The sequence below is a fragment of the Kitasatospora sp. NPDC056184 genome, from assembly GCF_042268405.1.
Classification (GTDB): Bacteria; Actinomycetota; Actinomycetes; order Streptomycetales; family Streptomycetaceae; genus Kitasatospora.
Genome location: NZ_JBHJUI010000010.1, coordinates 204,306 through 226,836, shown reverse-complemented (window position 1 = coordinate 226,836; position 22,531 = coordinate 204,306). Strand labels below are relative to the sequence as shown.

The following is a 22,531-nucleotide window of genomic DNA, read 5'->3' as shown; positions in this document are numbered from 1 at the left end:
CGGCGGGCCGGGACGGCCGCCCCGGTCAGCCGGATCGGCGGCGGCTCCCAGGGTTCTGGGATGGGCACGGCCCGGGCCGGTCGGCAGAATTGGCATAGACCACTGGATCCCCCACCGCCGGGCCCGGCCCACGGCAGTGCCCGGCCGACCGGAGGCACCCATGAAGCGCAGACCCGCCCGGATCCTCGCCCTGCCGGCCCTCGCCCTGGCCCTGGTGACCGGCCCGGCCGTCACCCCGGCCTCCGCCGTCACCGAGCACGAGTTCATCAGCGACTACGGGCAGGTGGGCCCGCTGCCCGCCCCCGTCACCCCGCCCGAGAAGTGCGTCTACCGGCAGCTGCACCTGGACTCCGGCACCTACGCGTGGACCCTCAACAGCCCGGGCGGCAGCGCGCCCGGGGAGGACATCCGCGTCCAGGACGGCGACTACCGGTGGTCGCTCTGCGTGTACCCGCTCTCACTCGTCTACACCCTCGAAACCGAGATCCGACCGGTCGGGTCGACCACCGGCTTCAAGAAGGCGATCACCTTCTCGACCACCTTCCAGCACACCGCCACCTGGGGCTCCGCGCTCTACCGCTGGGGCCCGCTCTAGCCTGCCCCCGTCAGGCCGGAGCGCCCTCCGACCCGAGCCGGGTCGGAGGGCGCTCCGGGCCGGGGCCGTCCGCCCCTCAGCGCCGCCCGCCGGGCGGGGTGGCGGAACCCGCGGACGCGCCGCCGGCCGGCGTGCCCGACGCGCTGCCGCTGGCGCCCGGATCGGTCCTGGGCGCCGGGTCGGGGATGTCCGCCATCGGCAGCGACTGCTTGGGCGTGCCCCGCAGCGCCTGGTTCATGGCGTCCCGCCAGATCGGGCCGGGGCCGTCGGCGCCGAACACCTCGGCGCGGTACTTCCCGTTGATGGTGATGTTGCGCATCTCCACACCCCCGGCCGGGCCGCCGAGCCAGACCGAGGTGGCGAGCTGCGGGGTGTAGCCGCTGAACCAGGCGGCCTTCTTGTGGTCCGAGGTGCCGGTCTTGCCCGCGATCTGCCGGTCGCCCTCCAGGCTGAGCGCCGAACCGGTGCCGCCGCTCTCGGTCACCCCGTTCAGGATGGTGTTCAGCACCTTGGCGGTGTTCTCGGAGAACGCCGTCTCGCAGCGGGCGGGCGGGACCGTGACGTCCTTGCCCTCGACGGTGGTGATCTTGTTGATGGCGACCGGGGCGCAGTACGTGCCGCCGGACGCGAAGGCCGCGTAGACGCCGGCCATCGTCAGCGGGCTGACCTCCTCGACGCCCAGGGCCATCGCGGGGACCTCGTCCAGCGGCTTGCCGCTGGCCCGGGAGGTGATGCCGAGCTTGTTGGCCATCTGCTTGACCGCGCAGAGGCCGATCTCCTGCTCCATCTGCACGAAGTAGGTGTTCACCGAGAGGGCCATCGCCTGCTTCAGCTGGTACGGCCCCTTCTCGCTCGCGGACTCGTTGGGCACCGTCGTCTTGGGCTTGCCGGTGTTCTTCCAGGTGCCGTCGCAGGTCTTCATCGTCGGGTACTCGATCCGGTTCGGGGACGAGTACTCCTGGGTCGGCGGCAGCCCCGCCTCCATCGCCGCGGCCGCGACGACCGGCTTGAAGGTGGAACCGGGCTGGAAGCCGTTGCCGCCGCCCATCGCCGCGTCGACGTTGAGGTTGACGACGGTCTGGTTCTTGGAGGGCTCCAGGCCGTACGGGCGGGTCTGGGCCATCGCCAGGATCTTGCCGGAGCCCGGCTCGACCATGCTGGCCGCGGCCGAGACGCTGTCGGTGACCCGCACGTTGGAGCTCACCGCCTTCTGCGCGGCGGCCTGCTTCTCCGGGTCGAGGGTGGTGTAGATGTTCAGACCGCCCTGGTCCCAGAACTTCTTGCGCTCGGCGGCGGTTCCGCCGAAGACCGGGTCGTGCTTCACCACCTGCCGGACGTAGTCGCAGAAGAAGCCCATGCCCTCCTGGGCGGTGATGCAGCCCCGCTGCGGGTCCTTGTACTTCAGGCCCAGCGGAGTCGCCTTGGCCTCCTTCGCCTGTTCCTCCGTGATGTGCTTGTTCTCCAGCATCTTGTCGATCACGGTGTTGCGGCGGTTCAGCGCGGCCTGCGGGTGCGCCTTCGGGTCGTACTGCGAGGGGTTCTGGACCAGGCCGGCCAGGGTGGCGGCCTCGGCGACGGTGAGGTCCTTGTTGGACTTGCTGAAGTAGCGCTGGGACGCGGCCTCCACGCCATAGGCGCCGTTCCCGTAGTACGTGATGTTGAGGTAGTTGGTGAGGATCTGGTCCTTCGTCAGGTCCTCCTCCAGCTTGATCGAGATCTTCAGCTCCTGGATCTTGCGGCCCAGGGTCTTGCGCATGGCCTCCCGGACGGCGTCCTGGTCGTCGCCGGCCTTCTCGATGTTCACGTTCTTCACGTACTGCTGGGTCAGCGTCGAGGCGCCCTGGGAGGCGGTGCCGCTCTCCGCGTTCTTGCTGATCGCGCGCAGCACGCCCTTGAGGTCGACGGCGCCGTGCTCGTAGAAGCGCGCGTCCTCGATGTCGACCTGCGCCTGCCGCATGTACGGCGACATCTGCTCGGCGGTGACGACGGTGCGGTCGCGCTCGTAGACCTTGGCGATCAGCCCGCCCTTGGCGTCGAAGACCTGGGTGGCCTGGGTCAGCGGCGGCGTCTTGAAGTCGTCCGGAATGTCGTCGAACCCCTCCGCCGTGTTCTTGGCGGTCAATCCGAGTGCGCCCGCGGCGGGCAGGGCGAGGCCGGCGAGCAGTGCACCGGACACCACGCTCACCCCCAGAAAGGTCGCGCCGTAGCGGGCGAACCGCAGCGCTGAATTCCGGGAAGGAGCGGGAGGCTCGTCTTCGGGTGCACTCCATATCGGGGGGAGATTCGATGCCATGTCGGAATGCTAGCCCTCGATCCTTGTGGATCGAACAGTTTTTCGCGGCGGACTGTCACAGCTCTGCAACAGGCCGGGCGGGCGACCGGAACCCGACAAATTGTGCACGAACTTCGATGTTGCGAAAGGGTATTGGGCACGGCACCCCGACACCACTGTGACGCGGTGGGAGCGGCGAAAGGTTGCGCACCCCCGGGAAGGATCCGGGCCGCCGGTTCGGACCGGAACGGCCCGAAAGGGCAGCCGGTCCGCCCCGCCGCCCCTTCCACCCCGCGCTTCACGCCGCCGACCCGATCCTGTTTGCTGGTGCTGTCCTGTCCCACCCAGCACTGTCCCGTCCAGTCCTGTCCCGCCCGGTCCGCCGGACGCCCCCACCCTCACCCCCGCCCGGAGCCACCCGCCATGACCGCACCCTCGCCCCACGCCTCCGGCCCGCTGTTCGCCGCCGTCGACATCGGCGGGACCAAGATCGCCGGGGCGCTCGTCGACTCCGCCGGGGCACTCGCCCACCGCGTCCAACTGCCCACCCCGGCACGGGAGACGGGAGCCGAGGTGCTGGCCGTCGTGCACAAGGTGCTGGACCACCTGGCCGCCGCGCCGGAGTGGGGCGAGGCCACCGCCGTCGGTCTCGGCAGCGCCGGCCCGGTGGACCTCGCCCGGGGCACCGTCAGCCCGGTCAACATCCCCGGCTGGCGGGAGTTCCCGCTCACCGCCGAGGTCGCCGCCCACCCCGCGGTGGGCACCCGCCCGGTGGCGCTGGCCGGGGACGGCGTGGCGATGGCGGCCGCCGAGCACTGGCGCGGCGCGGCCCGCGGCGCCGACAACGCGCTCTGCCTGGTGGTCTCCACCGGGGTCGGCGCCGGCCTGGTGCTGGACGGGGCCGTGCGCCCCGGCCCCAGCGGCAACGCCGGGCACCTCGGCCACATCACCGTCGACCTCGACGGCGAGCCCTGCCCGTGCGGCTCGCGCGGCTGCCTGGAGGGCATCGCCAGCGGCACCGCGATCGCCCGCCGGGCCCTCGCCGGGGGCTGGCGGCCCGCCGGGGACGACCGCTCGGCGCGCGCGGTCGCCGAGGACGCGCTGGCCGGGCATCCGGTGGCCCTGGCCGCCTTCGACCGGGCGGCCCAGGCGCTGGCCGCCGGGATCGCCGCCACCGCCGCCCTGGTCGACCTGCGGCGGGTGGTGGTCGGCGGCGGGGTGGCCATGGCCGGCCCGGTCCTGTTCGAGCCGCTCGCCCGCCATCTGGACCGCTACGCCGCGCTGCCCTACGTCCGCGGGCTGGACGTGCGGCGCGCCGAACTCGGCACCGACGCCGGGCTGATCGGCGCGGCCGCGCTCTGCCGCTGACCGGCGGCACCCGGTCCCCCGTCGCATCCCCCGCCACCGCATCGGAGTTCGTCCCCCGGCGGCTCGACCTTCCGGCCCGACCGCACCCCCGGCCGTCGCCCCGTCCCCTGTCCGCACAACCAAGCAGGATCCTGCCCCAGCAGGATCCTGCCACTCATCGATCGGGTCGCGGCGGAGGTCAGCGGGCGCGACGCCCGTCCGGGATCACCGAAACGCCCCTGGTGAGGGCAGCGGGGTTCGGCAGGCATCGACGGGCCTGGTGGTGCCCGGAGGACGCCGTGGAGAGCGACCCGCGCGGCGAGGCGATCGCCACCCGGGGCGGTACCGCCGGAGCCGCCTCGTCGGAGAGGAACCCGGAGAGGAACCGTCGCTCCGACGGGCTGAGCGTGCGGGACCGGCCGGAGACCGCGTCCCTGGCGACCACGACCGTCCGCGCCCGCATGAACGTGTGCGTGTCACGGCACACCTTGACCACCACGTGTGCGGAACTGCGCCCCAGCCGTTCGACCGCGAGCCGCACCAGCAACGGTTCCGGCCGGTGGTGCAGTTGTTCCAGATAATCGATCTCGTGCCGGGCGATCAGGAATCCGGACGGGAACAGCGATTCCCGGACGGCGACCGCGTGGTGGCAGAACAGGTCGTAAATTCCCTCCTGCACGTACGAGACCAGCCGGGCGTTGTTGATGTGCCCGTTCTCGTCGACGTCGGCCCACCGGGTGGGACAGACCACCACATGGGCGTTGACGTCCACCGCCTGGGTGGCTGCCGCGCTCACCGCTGCTCTGCCGTGGAACCGGTGAGCAGCAGCGCCCGGCGCAACCGCGCGTAGTAGACGGCGTGTTCGGACGCCATCCGGGCCGCGGTCCAGCCCTCCTCGGCGGCCTCGGCGGCGGCTTCGACGACCAGGCTGTCGAGCACGCCGTCGACCGCCCGGCACAGATCCGCCACCGCCGCGAGGCGGTTGACGACCTCCGTTCCGCGGAACGCCGCGCGGGCCGGGAAGGCCGCCAGCGATTCCACTGCGAGCCGCAGCTCGTCGACGGCCTCCGACCTCGATTCCGAAACGAAATTGCGCACAGTTCTCTCCCTGAATGGATGGGGATGGGTAGGGCATTTCTGGATGGTGCGAACCCGCCGAGCGGGCCCGGATCCCCCCGGCGCCATGGACGCTATCCCAGCCCGGGGCGCTACCGGGAGGTATACGGAACCGGAGCGGAAACTGACCACTATTGGAGTAGTTTGGCGTTGCATAAAATCAGCCGCATCCACCGAATGCCAGCCCGGTCCGGCCCGTCCCCCGCCCCTTCCCCCGGTCGTTCCCCAGGTCCTTCCCCCCGTCCCTCCCCCCGTCCGTCCCCCGGTGCCGCCGACCGCCCCCGGGCTCATGCCCCGCTCCCCCAACTGGTCCACCAGCGCGCCTTGTAGAGGTGCGTGCCGGGCAGGCTCCGGCTGCCGTCCGGGCGGTGCAGGGTGAGCACCGAGGTGCACCAGGAGCAGGGCCCGGCGTGGTCGGGGGCGGCGGTGAGCAGCCGCCCGGTGACGGGCTCGTCGCCCACGCTCTTGATATCCCGCTCGGCCCCCTCGGCGCCCAGCCGGATCCGGGTGAAGCGGTCCGCCGCCGGGTCGAAGCGCCACAGGTGCGCCGCCGTGCTCACCCAGAACCGTCCGGGCGCGGCGAGCACCGGCGCCAGGTCGTGGCCGCCCGGCTCGGGCAGCGGCACCGTCCGCACGGCGGTGAGCACCGGCGCGGCCGCGGTGCCGCCCACCCGCAGCGCGGTCAGCGTGTCGTCGCCGAGGGCCCAGAGCAGGCCGGTGCGCCGGTCCCAGTGCACCCCGTGGGCACCCGGCAGCCGGAACTCGGCGTGCGCGGTGCTGCGCGGTCCGCGGGAGGCGGTGTACAACCGCACCCAGCCGCCGGTGGAGGCGGCGACGGCCACGTTGCCGTCGGGCAGCAACTCGGCGCTGTGCGGGTTGGCGTGCGGTCCGGTGTCGGCGGCCCACGCGGCCGCGCCGGTCACGGTGTCGACGAGGGCCGCCAGGCCCCCGGAGGCGGTGACCAGCAGGTACCGACGGCCGTCCCGCACCCGGCTCTTCGCCTCGTCCGGCAGCGCCCAGGTGCGGCGCGGGTCGAGGTCGGCGAGGTCGCCGGCGGTGTCCGCGGACCACGACCAGACCACCGGCTGCCGGTCCGGCCCGCGGTAGGCGATCAGCTCGTCCGCGCCCTGCACCACCAGCACCCGCCGCGAGGCCTGGTCCACCACGGCCACCGCCCACCCGAGCCGCACCCCGGCGGCCGTCGCCGGTACCGCGCCGGCGCCCACGACCAGGGCCGCCAGGGCCGCCGTCGTCCGCCACAGCCGTGCCCGCTTCGACACCGCCGGCACCTCCCGTCGTCCGTGCCCCGCCACCACCGTGCGGTGCGCCCCGGCCGGCCGCCAGCGCGCGGCCTCCGACCGGCCTAAACACCGCTTGTCGTACCCGGCTGGTTAGATCGGAACCGGAGGGCACGGCGAGAGGAACCGGAGAGACGATGAGCACGGGCACGAGGAGCGGCGCGCAGGACCCCGAGCCGCACGCGGCCGACACCCACGATCTGATCCGCGTGCACGGCGCGCGCGAGAACAACCTCAAGGACGTCAGCATCGAGATACCGAAGCGCCGGCTGACGGTGTTCACGGGCGTCTCCGGCTCGGGCAAGAGCTCCCTGGTGTTCGACACCGTCGCGGCGGAGTCGCAGCGGCTGATCAACGAGACGTACAGCGCGTTCGTGCAGGGCTTCATGCCGTCGGTGGCCCGGCCCGACGTGGACGTGCTGGACGGCCTGACCACCGCGATCATCGTCGACCAGCAGCGGTTGGGCGCGGACCCGCGCTCCACCGTGGGCACCGCGACCGACACCAACGCGATGCTGCGGATCCTGTTCAGCCGGCTCGGGCAGCCGCACATCGGCTCGGCCAAGGCGTTCTCCTTCAACGTCGCCTCGATCAGCGGGGCGGGCGCGGTCACCGTGGAGCGCGCCGGCAAGACGGTCAAGGAGCGGCGCAGCTTCAGCATCACCGGCGGCATGTGTCCGCGCTGCGAGGGCCGGGGCTCGGTCTCGGACATCGACCTCGCCCAGCTCTTCGACGACACCAAGTCGCTCGCCGAGGGCGCGATCACGGTGCCCGGCTACACCGGGGACGGCTGGATGACGCGGATCTTCAGCGGCTCCGGCTTCCTCGACCCGGACAAGGCGATCCGCGACTACAGCGAGCGGGAGTTGCAGGACTTCCTGTACCGCGAGCCGACCAAGGTGAAGGTCAGCGGCATCAACCTCACCTACGAGGGGCTGGTCCCGAAGGTCCAGAAGTCCATCCTGTCCAAGGACCGGGAGGCGATGCAGCCGCACATCCGGGCGTTCGTGGACCGGGCGGTCACCTTCGCCGCCTGCCCCGCGTGCGACGGCACCCGGCTGACCGGGGCCGCCCGTTCCTCGAAGATCGGCGGGATCAGCATCGCCGACGCCTGCCGGATGCAGATCAGCGACCTCGCCGCGTGGGTGCGCGGCCTCGACGAGCCCTCGGTGGCCCCGCTGCTCGCCGCGCTCCGGCAGACCCTCGACTCCTTCGTGGAGATCGGCCTCGGCTACCTCTCGCTGGAGCGGCCGGCCGGCACCCTGTCGGGCGGCGAGGCGCAGCGGGTGAAGATGATCCGCCACCTCGGCTCCTCGCTCACCGACGTCACCTACGTCTTCGACGAGCCCAGCACCGGCCTGCACCCGCACGACATCCAGCGGATGAACGGCCTGCTGCGGCAGCTGCGGGACAAGGGCAACACGGTGCTGGTGGTGGAGCACAAGCCCGAGGTGATCGCGATCGCCGACCACGTGGTGGACCTCGGTCCGGGCGCGGGCTCGGCGGGCGGCACGGTCTGCTACGAGGGCTCGCTGGAGGGCCTGCGCTCGGCCGGCACGGTCACCGGCCGGCACCTCGACGACCGGGCCTCGGTGAAGAAGGCGGTCCGCACGCCCACCGGCAAGCTGGCCGTGCGCGGCGCCTCCGCGCACAATCTGCGGGACGTCGACGTGGACGTCCCGCTCGGCGTGCTGGTCGTCGTCACCGGGGTGGCCGGGTCGGGCAAGAGCTCGCTGGTGCACGGCTCGATCCCGGCCGGGGAGGGCGTGGTGTCCGTCGACCAGAGCGCGATCCGCGGCTCGCGGCGCAGCAACCCGGCCACCTACACCGGTCTGCTGGAGCCGATCCGCAAGGCGTTCGCCAAGGCCAACGGGGTCAAGCCGGCCCTGTTCAGCGCCAACTCCGAGGGCGCCTGCCCGACCTGCAACGGCGCGGGCGTCGTCTACACGGACCTGGCGATGATGGCCGGTGTGGCCACCACCTGTGAGGACTGCGAGGGCCGGCGGTTCGACGCCTCGGTGCTGGAGTACCGTTTCGGCGGCCGGGACATCAGCGAGGTGCTGGCGATGCCGGTGACCGAGGCGGAGGCCTTCTTCGCCGACGGCGAGGCCCGCACCCCCGCCGCCCACCGCATCCTGTCCCGCCTGGTCGACGTCGGCCTCGGCTACGTCAGCCTCGGCCAGCCGCTCACCACCCTCTCCGGCGGCGAGCGGCAGCGCCTCAAGCTGGCCACCCACATGGGCGACAAGGGCGGCGTCTACGTCCTCGACGAGCCGACCACCGGTCTCCACCTGGCCGACGTCGAACAGCTCCTGGGCCTGCTGGACCGCCTGGTCGACTCCGGCAAGTCCGTCATCGTCGTCGAGCACCACCAGGCGGTGATGGCCCACGCCGACTGGATCATCGACCTGGGCCCGGGCGCCGGCCACGACGGCGGCCGCGTCGTCTTCGAGGGCACCCCGGCCGACCTCGTCGCCGCCCGCACCACCCTCACCGGGCAGCACCTCGCGGAGTACGTGGGCGCCTGAGTCCCCGCTGCCCCGCTGCCCCCGGGCCCGGCCGTTCCACCGGCCGGGCCCGGGGGCTTCCCGTCTACCGGCCGGCGACGGTGTCGGCGAGGCGGGCGAGCGGGGAGGTGGTGGGTCGGCGGCGGGCGGCCTCCCGGCGGTCGGCGGTGTGGTAGGCAGCGTAGAGGGCGTGGACGCCGAGCCAGCGGAGGGGTTCGGGCTCCCAGCGGCGGACGGTGTGGCCGACCCAGGGCAGGCGGGTGAGTTCGGTGTCGTGGCCGAGGACGAGGTCGCGCAGGGTGCGGCCGGCCAGGTTGGTGGTGGTCACCCCGCTGCCGACGTAACCGCCGGCCCAGCCGAGGCCGGTACGGGGGTCGAGGTCGACGGTGGCGCACCAGTCGCGGGGCACGCCGAGCACCCCGGCCCAGGCGTGCTCGATCCGGGCGGTGCGGGCGGCCGGGAAGAACGCGTGCAGGATCTCGCGCAGTTGGCGGACGGTCGCGGGCTGGGTGGCGCCGTCGACGTCCGTGCGGGAGCCGAAGCGGTACGGGACGCCGCGTCCGCCGAGGGCGATCCGGTCGTCGGCGGTGCGCTGGGCGTACATGTAGGCGTGGGCGAAGTCGCCGAGCACCTCGCGGCCCTCCCAGCCGGCCTCGGCCCAGAAGGAGGCCGGGAGCGGTTCGGTGGCGATCATCGCCGAGTTCATCGGCAGCCAGGTGCGGTGTTCGCCCGCGAGGCCCGCGGTGAAGCCCTCGGTGGCGCGCAGGACGTACCGGGCGGTGACGGTGCCGTACGGGGTGACGGCCCGGGGGGTGCGGCCGCCGCGGATCCCGGTGACCGGGGTGCTCTCGTAGAGGTCGACGCCCAGCCGCTCGACGACGTCGGCGAGGCCGGCGGCGAGCTTGGCGGGCTGGACGCGCGCGCCGTGCGGGCTCCAGACGCCGCCGAGGGCGCCGGCGACGCGCAGCCGCTCGGCGGTCTCGGACGCGCCCAACTCCTGGACGCGGTCCGGTCCGTAGCCGCGTTCGGCCTCGGCGAAGGCACGCAGGCGGGCGAGTTGGGCGGGGGTGCGGGCGACCTCCAGGACGCCGCCCCGCACCACGTCGGCGTCGATGCCCTCGGCGTCCAGGGTGTCGGCGACCTCGCCGACCGCGGCGTCCATCACCCGCTGCATCGCGGCGGCGGGCTCCCGGCCGTAGCGGCGGGCGAAGGCGCCGCGCCCGGCGAAGCCGTTGTAGAGCCAGCCGCCGTTGCGCCCGGAGGCTCCGTAGCCGCAGAAGCGCTGCTCCAGGACGGCGATCCGCAGTCCCGGCTCGGCCTTCTTGAGGTAGTAGGCCGTCCAGAGGCCGGTGTAGCCGCCGCCGACCACGCAGACGTCGACCTCCCGGTTGCCGGGCAGCGCCGGCCGCGGCTCGGGCAGCCCGAGCCGGCCCCACCAGAAGGACACTCCGCCGTTCACACCCGTGCCACCGGATCCCACGGACCCCGACCTCCACCTCGCGCCGACCGTTTCCCGGACGCTATGCCCGCCCGCCGCCCGGGAACCACCGACAGCCTGCAAGAATCCGGGCCCGGGCCCGAGCACCCTGTCAGGTCCGCAGCCGGTCGAGGACCTCCCCGGCCTCCGCGTCCTCGTCCGCCTCGCAGGCGGCGAGGCGGGCGTCGAAGGCCGCGTCGCGGGCGCGGGCTAGGGCGGCGGCGTCCCGGTCGGGGTCGAGGAAGGCGGAGCGCTTCGGGGCCAGGTGCAGCAGGACGGTCCCGCCGCTCCAGTCGGCGGTGAGCTCGACGAGGCCGGTGTCCTCGCCGGCCATGGCGTCGGCCAGGCCGCGCAGGGCGGTGAGCGCCCAGATCAGGCCGGGGAGTTCGAAGTCCACGCGGGTGTCGAAGTCCACGGCGAGGGCGCCGGTGGACCCGTCGTGGCGGAGGGTGAGGCCGCCGTCCTCGTCGAGGCCGTGGAGGAGGGCGGCGTGGTCGCCCTCGATCCAGCGGTCGCACTCCGCGAGGGCGGCGGGCAGTTCGGCGCGATAGCGCCGGCGGAGGGCCTCGTCGGGCCAGGCGTCGCAGAGGCCGGTCCAGTCGGACCCGGGCCTGGTGGAGGGCGGGGCGACCGGTGAGCGGAGGAACTCCCGCAGCCGCGCCCGCTCCATGGTGACCGCCGCCGCCACCGTGACGTACCTCGCCATGTCCACTCCTCCGCCGGTCCCCCGCCGCGCCCGGTGCGCGGGGCCGATTCTGCCCGCCCCCGCCGACAGTCGGGGCGGGGGCGGGCAGGGCGTCGCGGGGGCGGGCCTCAGCCGAGGGTGGAGGCGGTGACGGGCTCGCCGATCGGGACGTCCCGGCCGGTCAGGCCGGTCTTGACGAACTGCCAGGTCAGCCCGTTGATCACACCCTGGCCGAGGGGTGCGAACTTGGCGAACGCGGGCTGGCTGAGGTCGATGTGGGTGGCGTCGCAGGACGGACACTGGTCCTTGACGGGCACGGTGAGGGTCTTGCCCTGGTAGCTGACCTTGACCGAGATGCCCTGGCAGACCGGGTCGTTGTTGGGGTTGGCGGTGGTCCACCAGGTGTGCGAGACGGCGACGAGCAGTTGGGTGGCGGCGTTGATCCGGGTACCGCAGGCGCCGTAGCCGGCGTCGTTGTAGTAGGTGGCCTTGCCGGTCATGGGCTGGTTGACCGGTATCGCGGCGCTCGCGCTCCCGGCGCTCAGGGCGACGATCGCGGCGGCCGCCAGCGGGACGCCGGCCAGGACCCGGAGCTTCGGAACAACACGCATGCAGTCCTCCCCAGTTGGGTTGTCGGGAAGGACAGTAGGCGGCGGCCGGAGAGGCGGTACAGACATGTGACGTGTTGTCATGAACACAAGTCAAGGAGCTTTACCGGACCGGCCGAAGGAGGGACGATACGTGACCGCACGACCCTTCCGCGCGTTCTGCAGGACGCCCGTTCCCACGCCCTCGGAGGCCCCGTGCGCACCCTCGTCAAGCTCACCGTCCTCACCGCCGTCCTCACCGGAGCGCCGGCCGCCGCCCTCACCGCGCCGGCCGCCGCCGCGCCGGCGCCCCGGGAGGTCAACCAGGGCTACAGCATCCCGGTCGGCGCCGTCACCGACCTCGGCGCGCTCCCCGTGCTCGGCGGCCTCGGCCTGGACTTCGCCCGGCTGCTGGGCGTCTGACCACGCCCGCCCCGCGGGGGCCCGCCCGGACGCACGCCCTCCGGGCGGGCCCCCGCGCCGCCGGCGGAGTTTCTTCCGCTGCGAAAGTTAGTAATCCCGACACGCCCCCGACAGGCGGGAACACGCAGTCGCAGCCCTGCCGTCACCGCCCGACCATCGCCCGCAACACGGCGCCACGCTGCCGCAACACCCCTTCTCAGCGGGCAGAACGGGTGATTGACAGGGAGGCAAGGGCTTCAGCACGATGAGCGCCGAGCCCACTCGCAGCGCCCCGGACCCGGAAGGAGGGCCGATGAGCACCGTTCACCGCACCGCGCCGGCCCGCCGCCGCTGTCGCTGTTGTCGCGGGGCACTCGCCCGCTGACGTCCGGCCCTCCGGCCGCCCGCTCCCCCGGCACCCGTGTGCCGTCCCGCACCCCCTTCCACCGCCCTGCCCGCCCCTCGCCCTGCCTGCCCCTCGCCCTGCCCGGGTGAGCCGCCGGGGCGTACCCGCGCATCCCCATGCCCGCTCCACGAGAGTCGAGGAACCGCCATGCCCACCGCCACCACCCCCGCCCTGCGCCTCACCCCCGCCGCCGGCCGGATCGGCGCGATCGTGCACGACGTCCGCCTCGGCGGCGACCTGCCGGCCGAGACCGTCGCCGCCCTCGAAGCCGCGCTGTACGAGCACAAGGTGCTCTTCTTCCGCGGCCAGCAGCACCTCGACGACGCCGAACACGAGGCGTTCGCCCGCCTGTTGGGCCACCCGGTCGGCCACCCGACGGTCCCGAGCGCCGACGGCCGGTACGTCTTCGAGCTGGACGCCACCAAGGGCGTGCGCGCCAACAACTGGCACACCGACGTCACCTTCGTCCCCTCCTACCCCAAGGCCTCGATCCTGCGCGCCCTGGAGCTGCCGCCGGCCGGCGGCTCCACGGTGTGGGCCAACACCGCCGCCGCCTACCAGGACCTGCCGCAGCCGCTGAAGGTGCTGGCCGAGTCGCTGCGCGCCGTGCACACCAACGACTACGACTACGCGGCGAGCCTCGCGCTGCGCCCCGAGCTCGCCGACAACGCCGAGGTCGCCGACCTCTTCCGCCGGGTCTTCGTCTCCACCGCGTTCAAGACCGAGCACCCGGTGGTCCGCGTCCACCCCGTGACCGGCGAGAAGAGCCTCCTGCTCGGCGCGTTCGCCCAGCGGATCCAGGGCGTCTCGGGCGCCGACAGCAAGGCGCTGATCGCGCTGTTCCAGCGGTACGTGGAGCGGCTGGAGAACACCGTGCGCTGGGACTGGCAGGTCGGCGACGTCGCGCTCTGGGACAACCGCGCCACCCAGCACTACGCCGTCAACGACTACGGCGACGAGCCGCGCCTGGTGCGCCGGATCACCCTGGACGGCGACCTCCCGGCGGGCGTGGACGGCACGCCGAGCCGGCTGCTGGAGCCCGCCGAGCCGCCGCGGGTGGCCGGCCTGGTGCCGGCCGAGCAGCTGGAGGCGGAGGCCGTCCGGAACTCCTGAGCGACCAGAACTCCCGGGAAGGCGAAGCATGTTCACGCAGGACCCGACCGCCACCGCCGCCCGGACGCGCACCGGGGACGCGCGGCGGGACGTCAACGCCGCCGCCGTCCTGCGGGCGGTGCTGGACCACGGTCCGGTGGCCCGCAGCCGGGTCGCCGCGCTCACCGGCCTGAGCCCGGCCGCCGTCTCCCGGCAGGTGGTCGACCTCGCGCGGCTCGGACTGCTCCGCGAGCGGCCCGAGTTGGCGTCCCCCGGCGCCGGGGCGGTCGGCCGCCCGCAGCTCCCGGTGGACGTGGACACCGGCCGGATCGCGGTGGCCGGCCTGCACATCGGCCTGCCGATGACCACCTTCGCCTTCCTGGACCCCCGCGGAAACGTGCTGCACCGGCGGGAGTTGAGCAACCGGGGCCGCACCGGGGCGGCCGTGCTGCGGCCGCTGCTGGAGCGGCTTCCCGGGCTGCTCGCCGCCGTCCCGGACGGCCGCACCGTGGTCGGCCTCGGCGCCGTCACCGGCGGCGCGGTCGACCGCGAGAGCGGGCTGATCCTCCGTCACGATCCGCTCGGCTGGCGGGACCTGCCGCTCGGCGAGCTGCTGTCGGCCGCCTCCGGGCTGCCCGTCCAGGTGGACAACCACGCCCGGGCGCTGGCCCAGGCGGAGATCCTGTTCGGGCACCCGGCGGCCCGGCGCTCGATGGTGCACCTGTTCGTCGGCCACGTGGTGGACGCGGCGCTGGCCGTGGCCGGCACCGTGCACGCCGGCCCGGCCTCGCCGACCGGGGAGATCGCCCATCTGCCGGTGCCGGACAGCGACGCGCCCTGCCACTGCGGCCGGACCGGCTGTCTGGCGGCCGCCGCCTCGGACACCACGCTGTTCGACGCGGCGGCCGCCGAGGGGATCACCGAACGGCCCGACCGCGCCGCGCTGGTGGCCGCCGTCCGGGCCGGCGACCCGCGGGCCGACCGGCTGGTGCGGCGGCGCGCGAAGACCGTCGGCCGGGCGCTCGGCCTGCTGGCCGACGTGATCAACCCCGACCTGCTGGTCCTGACCGAGCACTTCACCTCCCTCGACCCGGCCTACCTGGAGGTGGTGCGCGCCGCGTTCGCGCGCGGCTCGCACCTGCGGCGCGACACCGGCCTGGTGATCGCCCAGCGGCGCGGCGCCGACGTCCTCGCCGTGGCCGCCGGGGCGGCCGCGCTCGGCGCCCTGTACGCCCGACCGGTGCACGCCCTGACGACCGCCCCTCCGCCCCACCGACCGACCCCGACAGCTCCTTCCCGCAGAGGATCCCACTCGTGACCAGCCTCCCCACCGCCTCCCCGCTCTCCCGCCGGGCGCTGCTCCGCGGCGGCCTCGCCGGCGCCGGACTGCTGGCCCTGGCCGCCTGCCGCTCGGCCGCCGACACCGCCGCCGGCCGGTCCTCCGGCGACGCGTCGGGACCGCGCCGCGGCGGCGTGCTCACGGTCGGCACCGGCGTCGACTTCACCCCGGCCCTGCTGTTCGCCCAGAGCGCCAACACGCTCGTCCAGCGCCTGGTCTTCAACACCCTGACCCGCTACGACGACCAGCTGAAGCCGCAGCCCGAGCTGGCCACCTCCTGGCAGGTCGCCCCGGACGGCACGAGCGTGACCCTCAAGCTGCGCGAGGACGTCACCTTCCACGGCGGGCGCCGGTTCACCGCCGACGACGTGGTGTTCGCCGTGAAGAACCTGCAGAACCCGGCCCGCTCCGCCCAGTTGCGCTCGACCGCCGCCGCCGTCACGGACTTCCGCAAGAACGGCGACTTCGAGCTCACCCTCGTCCTCGCCCATCCGGTGAGCAACATCTTCGACCTCTTCGAGTTCATGATCATCCCCGACTCCGCCACCGTCGAGGAGGCCTTCGCCGGGACGAAGCTGGTCGGCACCGGCCCCTACACCTTCACCGAGCGCAAGCCCGGCAGCTCGCTCACCTTCGCCCGCAACGCCTCCTACTGGAACCCGGGCCGCCCCTACCTGGACGGCGTCGAGATCCGGGTCGTCCCCCAGGCGGAATCGCTGCTCTCCTCGCTGAAGACCGGCCAGACCCACCTGTCCTACAGCGTCCGCGGCAAGGACGTCGCCACGCTCAAGGGCGACCCGCAGTTCCGCATCACCCCCTACGACACCGGCTCCGGCGCCCACTACATCGGCGTCAACCTGACCGCCGAGCACGTCGGCGACCGCCGGGTGCGCCAGGCCATCGCCTGGGCCGTCGACCGCGAGCGGCTGGTCCAGCAGGCGCTCGGCGGCTACGGCACCGTCTCCGCCACGCCCTGGCCCAGGTCCTCCCCCGCGTACAGCGCGGACGCCGCCGCCCGCTACCGCCACGACCCGGACCGCGCCCGGCAGTTGCTCAAGGACGCCGGCCTCTCCGGGATCAGCCTGCCGTTCGCGCACAGCAACGACCCCGGCAACACCGCCATCGCGCAGATCCTCCAGTACGACCTCCAGCAGGTCGGCATCGAGACCGTGCTGCAGCCCACCGACTCGCCCACCATGCAGAAGCAGCTCATCTCCCAGACCATGCCCGCGCTGTGGACGCTGAGCCACGGCTTCGCCCAACTCCACCCCGCGACCCTGGCGGTGAGCGCCTACCCGTTCAACGAGGCCAAGAACAGCTCGCACTTCACCTCGCCCGCCTACACCGACATCGTCCGGCGCGCCTGGAAGCGGCCGGACAGCGACAGCGACGAGGCCAAGGAGCTCTACCGGCAGATCACCGACGTCCTGCTGGAGGAGCAGTTCGTGATCGACCTCGCCATCGCCGGCCTCACCGAGGTCGCCGGCGGCAAGGTCCGCGGCGCCACGCTCAACAAGTTCGGCTACCTCAACCTCGACGACGCCTACCTCACGGCCTGACGGGACGGCCCGAACCCGATGCGAAGCTTCCTCCTCAAGCGGCTGCCCTCCGGGCTGCTCGTCCTCCTCCTCGCCTCCTTCCTGGTCTTCCTCATCCTGCGCCTGATCCCCGGCGACCCCGCCACCACACTGGCCGGCCCCGACGCCGGACCGCAGGCCGTCGCCGCGATCCGCGCCCAGCTCGGCCTCGACCGGCCGCTGCTGTCCCAGTACCTGAGCTGGCTCGGCGACCTGCTCACGGGGGACCTCGGCCCCAGCTACGCGATCGGCGGCCAGGTCGCCGACCTGATCGGCGACGGCCTCGGCGCGACCGTCCAACTCACCGCCGCCGCCCTGCTGCTGGTCGTCCTGCTGGCCCTGCCGCTGGGCGTGCTCGGCGCCACCGCCCGGCGCCGCCCGGTCGCCGCCGCCGTACGCGCCTTCACCACCGCCGTGCTGGCCGTGCCGCCGTTCGTCACCGGTGTGCTGCTGGTCCTGCTGTTCGCCGTCACCCTCGGCCTGCTGCCGGCCGGCGGCCACGAGTCACTGCTCGACGCCCCCGACCTCGCGCTGCAGTACCTGCTGCTGCCCGCCGTCTGCCTCGCCCTGCCCAGCGCCGCGGTGCTCGCCCGCTACCTCACCGACGGCATCGACCGGGCGCTCGCCGAGGACTACGTGCGCACCGCCACCGCCGTCGGCGTCTCGCGGCGCCGGATCGTCTGGCGGCACGCCCTGCCCAACGCGCTGCCCTCCGCCGTCACCGTGCTCGGCCTGCAGATCGGCCACCTGGTCGCCGGGGCCGTGCTGGTGGAGCGGATCTTCGCCTGGCCCGGGCTCGGCCAGCTCGTCGAACAGGGCGTGCTGCGCCGCGACTACCCCGTGGTGCAGGCCCTGCTGCTGCTGATCGTCGCCGGCTACGTCGCCGTCCAACTGCTCACCGACCTCGCGTACGCCTGGCTCGACCCCCGGATCCGGTGGGAGTAACCGATGACCGCCCTCACTGCCCCCGCCCCGGCGCGCCCCGCGCGCGCCACCGTCCGCAACCGGTACCTCGCCGGGCTGCTGACCGCGCGCGGCCTGACCGGGCTCGCCCTGGTCGGCACCGTCGCCCTGGCCGGCCTGCTCGCCCCGCTGCTCACCGACCGCGATCCCGACGCGCAGGGCCCGCTGGCACTCGCCGGGCCGAGCGCCGAGCACCCGTTCGGCACCGACGACCTCGGGCGGGACCTGCTCAGCCGGGTCCTGCACGGCATCACCACCGACCTCGCGCTGACCTTCGGCGCCGTGCCGGTCGGGGCGCTGCTCGGCTGCTCGCTCGCCCTGCTGGCGGCCTCCCACCGCTGGGCCGACACCGCCGTGCAGCGGGCGTTCGACCTGGTGCTCGCCTTCCCCGGGCTGATCCTGGCGCTGGCCGTCACGGCCGTGCTCGGCCCGGGCCGGTGGCCGGTGTTCATCGTCATCGCGCTCGCCGAAGTGCCGCTGTTCGGACGCCAGCTGCGCTCCGGCATCCTGGTCCAGCGGGAGCGCGAGTACGCGCTGGCCGCCCGGGTCGGCGGCGCCTCCCGGGTCCGGGTGCTGCTGCGGCACGTCCTGCCGAACGCCGTCGACCCGCTGATCGTGCAGACCGCGGTGGCGCTGTCGGTCGGCGTGTTCATCGAGGGCGCGATGAGCTTCCTCGGGCTCGGCGTGCGCCCGCCGGAGCCGACCCTCGGCTCGATCCTCAGCCAGTCCGTCGGCTACCTCTCCACCCATCCGACCTTCGCGGCCGTCCCGCTGGCCGCGACCACCGCGCTGGTGCTCGGCTTCACGCTGATCGCCGAGGCCCTGAACCGGGGGATCCGCCGATGACCAGCAGCACACCCCACCGCACCGTCCTGCGGGTCAGCGGCCTCACGGTGGCCTTCGACGGCACCACCGCCGTGGACGGCGTCGGCTTCGAGCTCGCCGCCGGGGACACCCTCGGCCTGGTCGGCGAGTCCGGCTCCGGCAAGTCCACCACCGCGCTCGCCCTGCTGCACATGCTCCCGGCCGGCGGCCGGATCACCGGCGGCTCGGTCGAGCTGGCCGGCCAGGACCTCGCCGCCCTGCCCGAGAGCGCCCTTCGCGCCGTCCGCGGCCGGCGGATCGCCATGGTCTTCCAGGACCCGATGTCCTCGCTCAACCCCGTCCTCACCGTCGGCAAGCAGCTCGACGAGGCGCTGCGGGCCCACGGCACCCACCCCGACAAGCGTGGACGCGCCGCCCGGGCCTTGGAGTTGCTCGATCTGGTCGGCATCCCCGACGCCGCCGGGCGGCTGCGGGACCACCCGCACCAGTTCTCCGGCGGCCAGCGCCAGCGCATCATGATCGCCCTCGCGCTGGCCAACGACGCCGAGGTGCTCGTCGCCGACGAACCGACGACCGCCCTCGACCCGACCGTCCAGCAGCAGATCCTGCGCCTGCTCACCCGGATCAACCGGGAGACCGGCACCGCGCTGGTGGTGATCAGCCACGACCTCGGGGTGATCGCGCAGACCTGCCGCCGGCTGCTGGTCATGCGGCACGGCCGGATCGTCGAGTCCGGCGACACCGCCGAGGTGCTCACCGCGCCGCAACACCCGTACACCAAGCAGCTGCTGGCCGCCGTCCCGCGTCTGGAGGCGCCCTCGGAGGCCGCCGCCAACAGCGCGCCCGGGCCCGAGCCGCTGCTCACCGTCACCGGCCTGCGCAAGACCTACGGCCCGCGCCGGCGCGCGGTCACCGCGCTGGACGGCGTCGACCTGGTGCTGCACCCCGGCGAGACGCTCGGCCTGGTCGGCGAGTCCGGCTCCGGCAAGTCCACGCTGGCCCGCGCGCTGGTCCAGGTGCACGCCCCGAGCGGCGGCGAGATCCGCTTCCGGGGCCGGGAGTTCGGGCGCGGCGGCGAGCGGGCCGCCCGGCGCGAGGTCCAACTGGTCTTCCAGGACCCCTACGCCTCGCTCAACCCCCGGATGACCGCCGGGCAGATCGTCGCCGAGCCGCTGATCGCCCACGGCCTGGGCGACCGGGCCGCGCGCCGGCGGCGGGTCGCCGACCTGCTGGAGCAGGTCGGCCTCGACCCCGACAGCGCCGACCGCCACCCGCGCGCCTTCTCCGGCGGACAGCGCCAGCGCATCGGCATCGCCCGGGCGTTGGCGCCCGAGCCGAGCGTGCTGATCTGCGACGAGCCGGTCTCCGCGCTGGACGTCTCGGTGCAGGCGCAGGTGCTGGACCTGCTCGCCCGCCTCCAGCGCGACCTCGGCCTCGCCCTGCTGTTCATCGCCCACGACCTCGCGGTGGTCCGGCAGGTGAGCCACCGGATCGCCGTCATGCACCGCGGCCGGATCGTCGAGACCGGACCGGCCGACCGGGTCGTCACCGCGCCCGAACACCCGTACACCGCCGAACTCCTGGCCGCGGTCCCGCGCCTGGACGCCCGCCCTGACACCCGCCCGGACACCCGGCCCGCCACCCTCACCGCCCGGAGCACCGCATGACCGCCTCCCCCGCCTCCCCCGCCTCCCCCGCCTCCCCGGCGTCCCCCGACGCCGCGCCGCACCGCGACCCGTACGCCGGCTTCCCCGGCACCGTCGGCCGCACCTTCCGCGAGTCCACCCCCGCCTGGCCCGACCGGGTCCGCCCGCGCGAGGGCTCGCCCAACATCGTCGTCGTCCTGGTCGACGACCTCGGGTACAGCGACATCGGCCCGTTCGGCGCCGAGATCCCCACCCCGGCCCTCGACGGCCTCGCCGAGCGCGGCGTCAAGCTCGCCAACTACCACACCATGCCGCTCTGCTCCCCCGCCCGGGCCGCCCTGCTCACCGGCCTCAACCCGCACCGGGTCGGCTACTCCTTCGTCGCCAACGCCGACCCCGGCTTCCCCGGCTACGGCATGGAGGTCGCCGACGACATCCCCACCCTCGCCGAGCTGCTGCACGACGCCGGCTACGCCACCTACGCCGTCGGCAAGTGGCACCTCACCCGCGACTCCGCCTCCAACGCCGCCGACAACCGCGCCAACTGGCCGCTGCAGAAGGGCTTCGACCAGTACTACGGCGTCCTGGAAGGCCTGACCAGCCTCTTCCACCCGCACCAACTCGTCCGCGACAACAGCCCGCTGGACATCGACGAACTCCCCGACGGCTACTACTACACCGACGACATCACCGACCGCGCCATCGACATGGTGACCTCGCTGCGCGCCCACGACGGCGACAAGCCGTTCTTCCTCTACCTCGCCCACAACGCCGTGCACGGCCCGCTGCAGGCCAAGCCCGAGGACCTCGCCCGCCACCGGGGCCGCTACGACGGCGGCTGGGACGAGCTGCGCGCCGCCCGCTTCGCCCGCCAGCTCGCCGCCGGCCACTTCCCGCCCGGCACCGAACTGCCGGAGCGCAACGCCGAATCCGGCTACGAGGTCGGCCCGTGGAGCGCGCTCACCCCCGCGCAGCGGCAGCTCTACGCCCGCTACATGGAGGTCTACGCCGCCATGGTCGACAACGTCGACCAGAACCTCGGCCGGCTGCTGGACACCCTCGACGCGCTCGGCGAACTCGACAACACCATCGTGGTGTTCACCTCCGACAACGGCGGCACCGGCGAGGGCGGCGCCGAGGGCACCCGCAGCTACTTCAGCCGCTTCGTCCACCACCCCGCCCTCCCCGAGGACTGGAACCCCGACGTCGAACGGGAGGTCGAACTGATCGGCGGCCCGCGCTCGCTGGTCCACTACCCGCGCGGCTGGGGCATGGCCTCCAACACCCCGTTCCGCCTCTACAAGGGCCAGACCCACGCGGGCGGCGTCCGCGTCCCCTTCGTGCTCTCCTGGCCCGCCGGCCTCCCGCGCGCCGAGGGCGACCCCGGCGTGCGCACCCAGTACCAGTACGTCACCGACCTGCTGCCCACCCTGCTCGACCTGGCCGGCGTCGAACGGCCCGCGCGGCGCGGCGGCACCCCCGTGCAGTCCCCGGACGGCTTCGCCTTCAGCTCCGTGCTGCGCGACCCGGCCGCCGACTCCACCCACCCCGAGCAGTACTGCGAGATGACCGGCAACCGCAGCTACTACCGCGACGGCTGGAAGCTCGTCACCCTGCACCGCCCCGGCGCCCCGCACGACGACGGCGAATGGGCGCTGCACGACCTGCGCACCGACCCCACCGAGATCCACGACCTGGCCGCGGAACACCCCGGCCTGGTCAAGGAGTTGTCCGCCGCCTGGGAGGCCGCCGCCTGGCGCAACGGCGTCTTCCCGCTCGCCGACGGCAGCGGCGCGCTCGCCCGCCGCCACCCCGACGACGCCCGGCTGCGCCGCCCGCTGCGGCTGCTCGCCGGCACCCCCGAGCTGGAGCGGTACCGCTCGTCGCGGCTGATCTCCTTCCGCTCCTTCACCATCGAGGTCGAACTCGCCCGGCACGGCGCCGAGGACGCGGGCGTGCTGGTCTCGCACGGCGACCAGGGCGGCGGCTACAGCCTCTACGTCGAGGACGGCCGGCTGCGCTTCGCCTACAACCAGTACGGCGAGCTCTTCGAGGCCGACGCCGGCCCGCTCGCCCCCGGCGCCCGCCTGGTCACCGTCGAGGCGACGGCGGTGGCGGGCCTGCGCTGGGAGTTCCGGCTGCTGGTCGACGGCGCCGGGACCGGCCGGCTCGGCCCCGTCCACCAGCTCATCGGGATGGCCCCGTTCCAGGGCATCAGCGTCGGCGTCGACCGGAAGTCCCCGGTCTCCTGGCCGCTGTACGAGCGCCACCGCTCCTTCCGCTACAGCGGCGGCCTGCGCGCCGTCACCTACCTGCCCGGCGACCCCGCCCCCGACGACCCGGCGACCGTCGCCGACGCCCTGCGGAAGGCGGCCGCCGCCTTCGAATAACCGATCA

The 22,531-nt window shown here is 74.0% G+C and carries 18 protein-coding genes; 11 read left to right on the top strand and 7 right to left on the bottom strand.

The features are described 5' to 3' along the window. Positions 1-160 precede the first annotated feature (160 nt). The gene (locus tag ACFC0B_RS21545; RefSeq protein WP_376087871.1) at positions 161-595 is read left to right on the top strand and encodes a hypothetical protein; all 435 of its coding nucleotides are present in this window, start codon (positions 161-163) and stop codon (positions 593-595) included. A 76-nt stretch (positions 596-671) separates the two neighbouring features. On the opposite strand, the gene ACFC0B_RS21540 is transcribed toward ACFC0B_RS21545, so the two are convergent. Next, a complete protein-coding gene (locus ACFC0B_RS21540; RefSeq protein ID WP_376087868.1) occupies positions 672-2,888 on the bottom strand; it encodes a transglycosylase domain-containing protein in 2,217 nt (738 codons plus the stop codon). 402 nt (positions 2,889-3,290) lie between these two features. Between ACFC0B_RS21540 and ACFC0B_RS21535 the strand changes: the two genes are divergently transcribed. Further along, positions 3,291-4,235, top strand: coding sequence for an ROK family protein (locus tag ACFC0B_RS21535; RefSeq protein ID WP_376087865.1), 945 nt, complete (start codon positions 3,291-3,293; stop codon positions 4,233-4,235). Positions 4,236-4,413: 178 nt separating this feature from the next. On the opposite strand, the gene ACFC0B_RS21530 is transcribed toward ACFC0B_RS21535, so the two are convergent. The 3 genes from ACFC0B_RS21530 to ACFC0B_RS21520 all read right to left on the bottom strand — a co-directional run bounded on the left by ACFC0B_RS21530 (position 4,414) and on the right by ACFC0B_RS21520 (position 6,610). Then, a complete protein-coding gene (locus ACFC0B_RS21530) occupies positions 4,414-5,010 on the bottom strand; it encodes an acyl-CoA thioesterase (RefSeq protein WP_376087862.1) in 597 nt (198 codons plus the stop codon). Then, positions 5,007-5,312, bottom strand: coding sequence for a hypothetical protein (locus ACFC0B_RS21525; RefSeq protein ID WP_376087859.1), 306 nt, complete (start codon positions 5,310-5,312; stop codon positions 5,007-5,009). Before ACFC0B_RS21525 ends, ACFC0B_RS21530 begins: the two co-directional genes overlap by 4 nt. A gap of 305 nt (positions 5,313-5,617) precedes the next feature. After that, complete coding sequence (locus ACFC0B_RS21520) at positions 5,618-6,610, bottom strand: DUF6528 family protein (RefSeq protein ID WP_376087856.1); 993 nt, start codon at positions 6,608-6,610, stop codon at positions 5,618-5,620. 155 nt (positions 6,611-6,765) lie between these two features. Between ACFC0B_RS21520 and ACFC0B_RS21515 the strand changes: the two genes are divergently transcribed. Next, the gene (locus ACFC0B_RS21515) at positions 6,766-9,156 is read left to right on the top strand and encodes an ATP-binding cassette domain-containing protein (protein WP_376087853.1); all 2,391 of its coding nucleotides are present in this window, start codon (positions 6,766-6,768) and stop codon (positions 9,154-9,156) included. Between the two features lie 64 nt (positions 9,157-9,220). On the opposite strand, the gene ACFC0B_RS21510 is transcribed toward ACFC0B_RS21515, so the two are convergent. The 3 genes from ACFC0B_RS21510 to ACFC0B_RS21500 form a co-directional block, all read right to left on the bottom strand. Continuing rightward, the gene (locus ACFC0B_RS21510) at positions 9,221-10,594 is read right to left on the bottom strand and encodes an NAD(P)/FAD-dependent oxidoreductase (protein ID WP_376087850.1); all 1,374 of its coding nucleotides are present in this window, start codon (positions 10,592-10,594) and stop codon (positions 9,221-9,223) included. 130 nt (positions 10,595-10,724) lie between these two features. After that, positions 10,725-11,318 (bottom strand): hypothetical protein, encoded by a 594-nt coding sequence (locus ACFC0B_RS21505; protein ID WP_376087847.1) that lies wholly within the window; start codon positions 11,316-11,318, stop codon positions 10,725-10,727. Positions 11,319-11,425: 107 nt separating this feature from the next. Continuing rightward, the gene (locus ACFC0B_RS21500) at positions 11,426-11,908 is read right to left on the bottom strand and encodes a cysteine/serine endopeptidase inhibitor (protein ID WP_376087844.1); all 483 of its coding nucleotides are present in this window, start codon (positions 11,906-11,908) and stop codon (positions 11,426-11,428) included. Between the two features lie 192 nt (positions 11,909-12,100). Here ACFC0B_RS21500 and ACFC0B_RS21495 point away from each other — a divergent pair, with 192 nt between their 5' ends. The 8 genes from ACFC0B_RS21495 (at position 12,101) to ACFC0B_RS21460 (ending at position 22,524) form a co-directional block, all read left to right on the top strand. Beyond that, the gene (locus ACFC0B_RS21495) at positions 12,101-12,307 is read left to right on the top strand and encodes a hypothetical protein (RefSeq protein WP_376087841.1); all 207 of its coding nucleotides are present in this window, start codon (positions 12,101-12,103) and stop codon (positions 12,305-12,307) included. A 532-nt stretch (positions 12,308-12,839) separates the two neighbouring features. Continuing rightward, positions 12,840-13,805, top strand: a complete 966-nt coding sequence (locus ACFC0B_RS21490) for a TauD/TfdA dioxygenase family protein (protein ID WP_376087838.1) — start codon at positions 12,840-12,842, stop codon at positions 13,803-13,805. A 28-nt stretch (positions 13,806-13,833) separates the two neighbouring features. Continuing rightward, positions 13,834-15,102, top strand: coding sequence for an ROK family protein (locus ACFC0B_RS21485; protein WP_376087835.1), 1,269 nt, complete (start codon positions 13,834-13,836; stop codon positions 15,100-15,102). Next, complete coding sequence (locus ACFC0B_RS21480) at positions 15,099-16,682, top strand: ABC transporter substrate-binding protein (protein ID WP_376087832.1); 1,584 nt, start codon at positions 15,099-15,101, stop codon at positions 16,680-16,682. Before ACFC0B_RS21485 ends, ACFC0B_RS21480 begins: the two co-directional genes overlap by 4 nt. 18 nt (positions 16,683-16,700) lie before the next feature. Continuing rightward, positions 16,701-17,645 (top strand): ABC transporter permease, encoded by a 945-nt coding sequence (locus ACFC0B_RS21475; protein WP_376087829.1) that lies wholly within the window; start codon positions 16,701-16,703, stop codon positions 17,643-17,645. A 3-nt stretch (positions 17,646-17,648) separates the two neighbouring features. Next, positions 17,649-18,509, top strand: a complete 861-nt coding sequence (locus tag ACFC0B_RS21470) for an ABC transporter permease (RefSeq protein WP_376087826.1) — start codon at positions 17,649-17,651, stop codon at positions 18,507-18,509. Next, the gene (locus tag ACFC0B_RS21465; protein WP_376087823.1) at positions 18,506-20,155 is read left to right on the top strand and encodes an ABC transporter ATP-binding protein; all 1,650 of its coding nucleotides are present in this window, start codon (positions 18,506-18,508) and stop codon (positions 20,153-20,155) included. The genes ACFC0B_RS21470 and ACFC0B_RS21465 overlap by 4 nt, the downstream gene beginning before the upstream one ends. Next, a complete protein-coding gene (locus ACFC0B_RS21460) occupies positions 20,152-22,524 on the top strand; it encodes an arylsulfatase (RefSeq protein WP_376087820.1) in 2,373 nt (790 codons plus the stop codon). The genes ACFC0B_RS21465 and ACFC0B_RS21460 overlap by 4 nt, the downstream gene beginning before the upstream one ends. The last annotated feature ends 7 nt before the right edge of the window (positions 22,525-22,531 follow it).

What these genes read in the sequence shown, in the direction of transcription:
- ACFC0B_RS21545 (WP_376087871.1), top strand. Translation starts at nt 161, where the DNA reads ATGAAGCGCAGACCCGCCCGGATCCTCGCCCTGCCGGCCCTCGCCCTG.
- ACFC0B_RS21540 (WP_376087868.1), bottom strand. Translation starts at nt 2,888, where the DNA reads ATGGCATCGAATCTCCCCCCGATATGGAGTGCACCCGAAGACGAGCCT.
- ACFC0B_RS21535 (WP_376087865.1), top strand. Translation starts at nt 3,291, where the DNA reads ATGACCGCACCCTCGCCCCACGCCTCCGGCCCGCTGTTCGCCGCCGTC.
- ACFC0B_RS21515 (WP_376087853.1), top strand. Translation starts at nt 6,766, where the DNA reads ATGAGCACGGGCACGAGGAGCGGCGCGCAGGACCCCGAGCCGCACGCG.
- ACFC0B_RS21505 (WP_376087847.1), bottom strand. Translation starts at nt 11,318, where the DNA reads ATGGCGAGGTACGTCACGGTGGCGGCGGCGGTCACCATGGAGCGGGCG.
- ACFC0B_RS21500 (WP_376087844.1), bottom strand. Translation starts at nt 11,908, where the DNA reads ATGCGTGTTGTTCCGAAGCTCCGGGTCCTGGCCGGCGTCCCGCTGGCG.
- ACFC0B_RS21490 (WP_376087838.1), top strand. Translation starts at nt 12,840, where the DNA reads ATGCCCACCGCCACCACCCCCGCCCTGCGCCTCACCCCCGCCGCCGGC.
- ACFC0B_RS21485 (WP_376087835.1), top strand. Translation starts at nt 13,834, where the DNA reads ATGTTCACGCAGGACCCGACCGCCACCGCCGCCCGGACGCGCACCGGG.
- ACFC0B_RS21475 (WP_376087829.1), top strand. Translation starts at nt 16,701, where the DNA reads ATGCGAAGCTTCCTCCTCAAGCGGCTGCCCTCCGGGCTGCTCGTCCTC.
- ACFC0B_RS21470 (WP_376087826.1), top strand. Translation starts at nt 17,649, where the DNA reads ATGACCGCCCTCACTGCCCCCGCCCCGGCGCGCCCCGCGCGCGCCACC.
- ACFC0B_RS21465 (WP_376087823.1), top strand. Translation starts at nt 18,506, where the DNA reads ATGACCAGCAGCACACCCCACCGCACCGTCCTGCGGGTCAGCGGCCTC.
- ACFC0B_RS21460 (WP_376087820.1), top strand. Translation starts at nt 20,152, where the DNA reads ATGACCGCCTCCCCCGCCTCCCCCGCCTCCCCCGCCTCCCCGGCGTCC.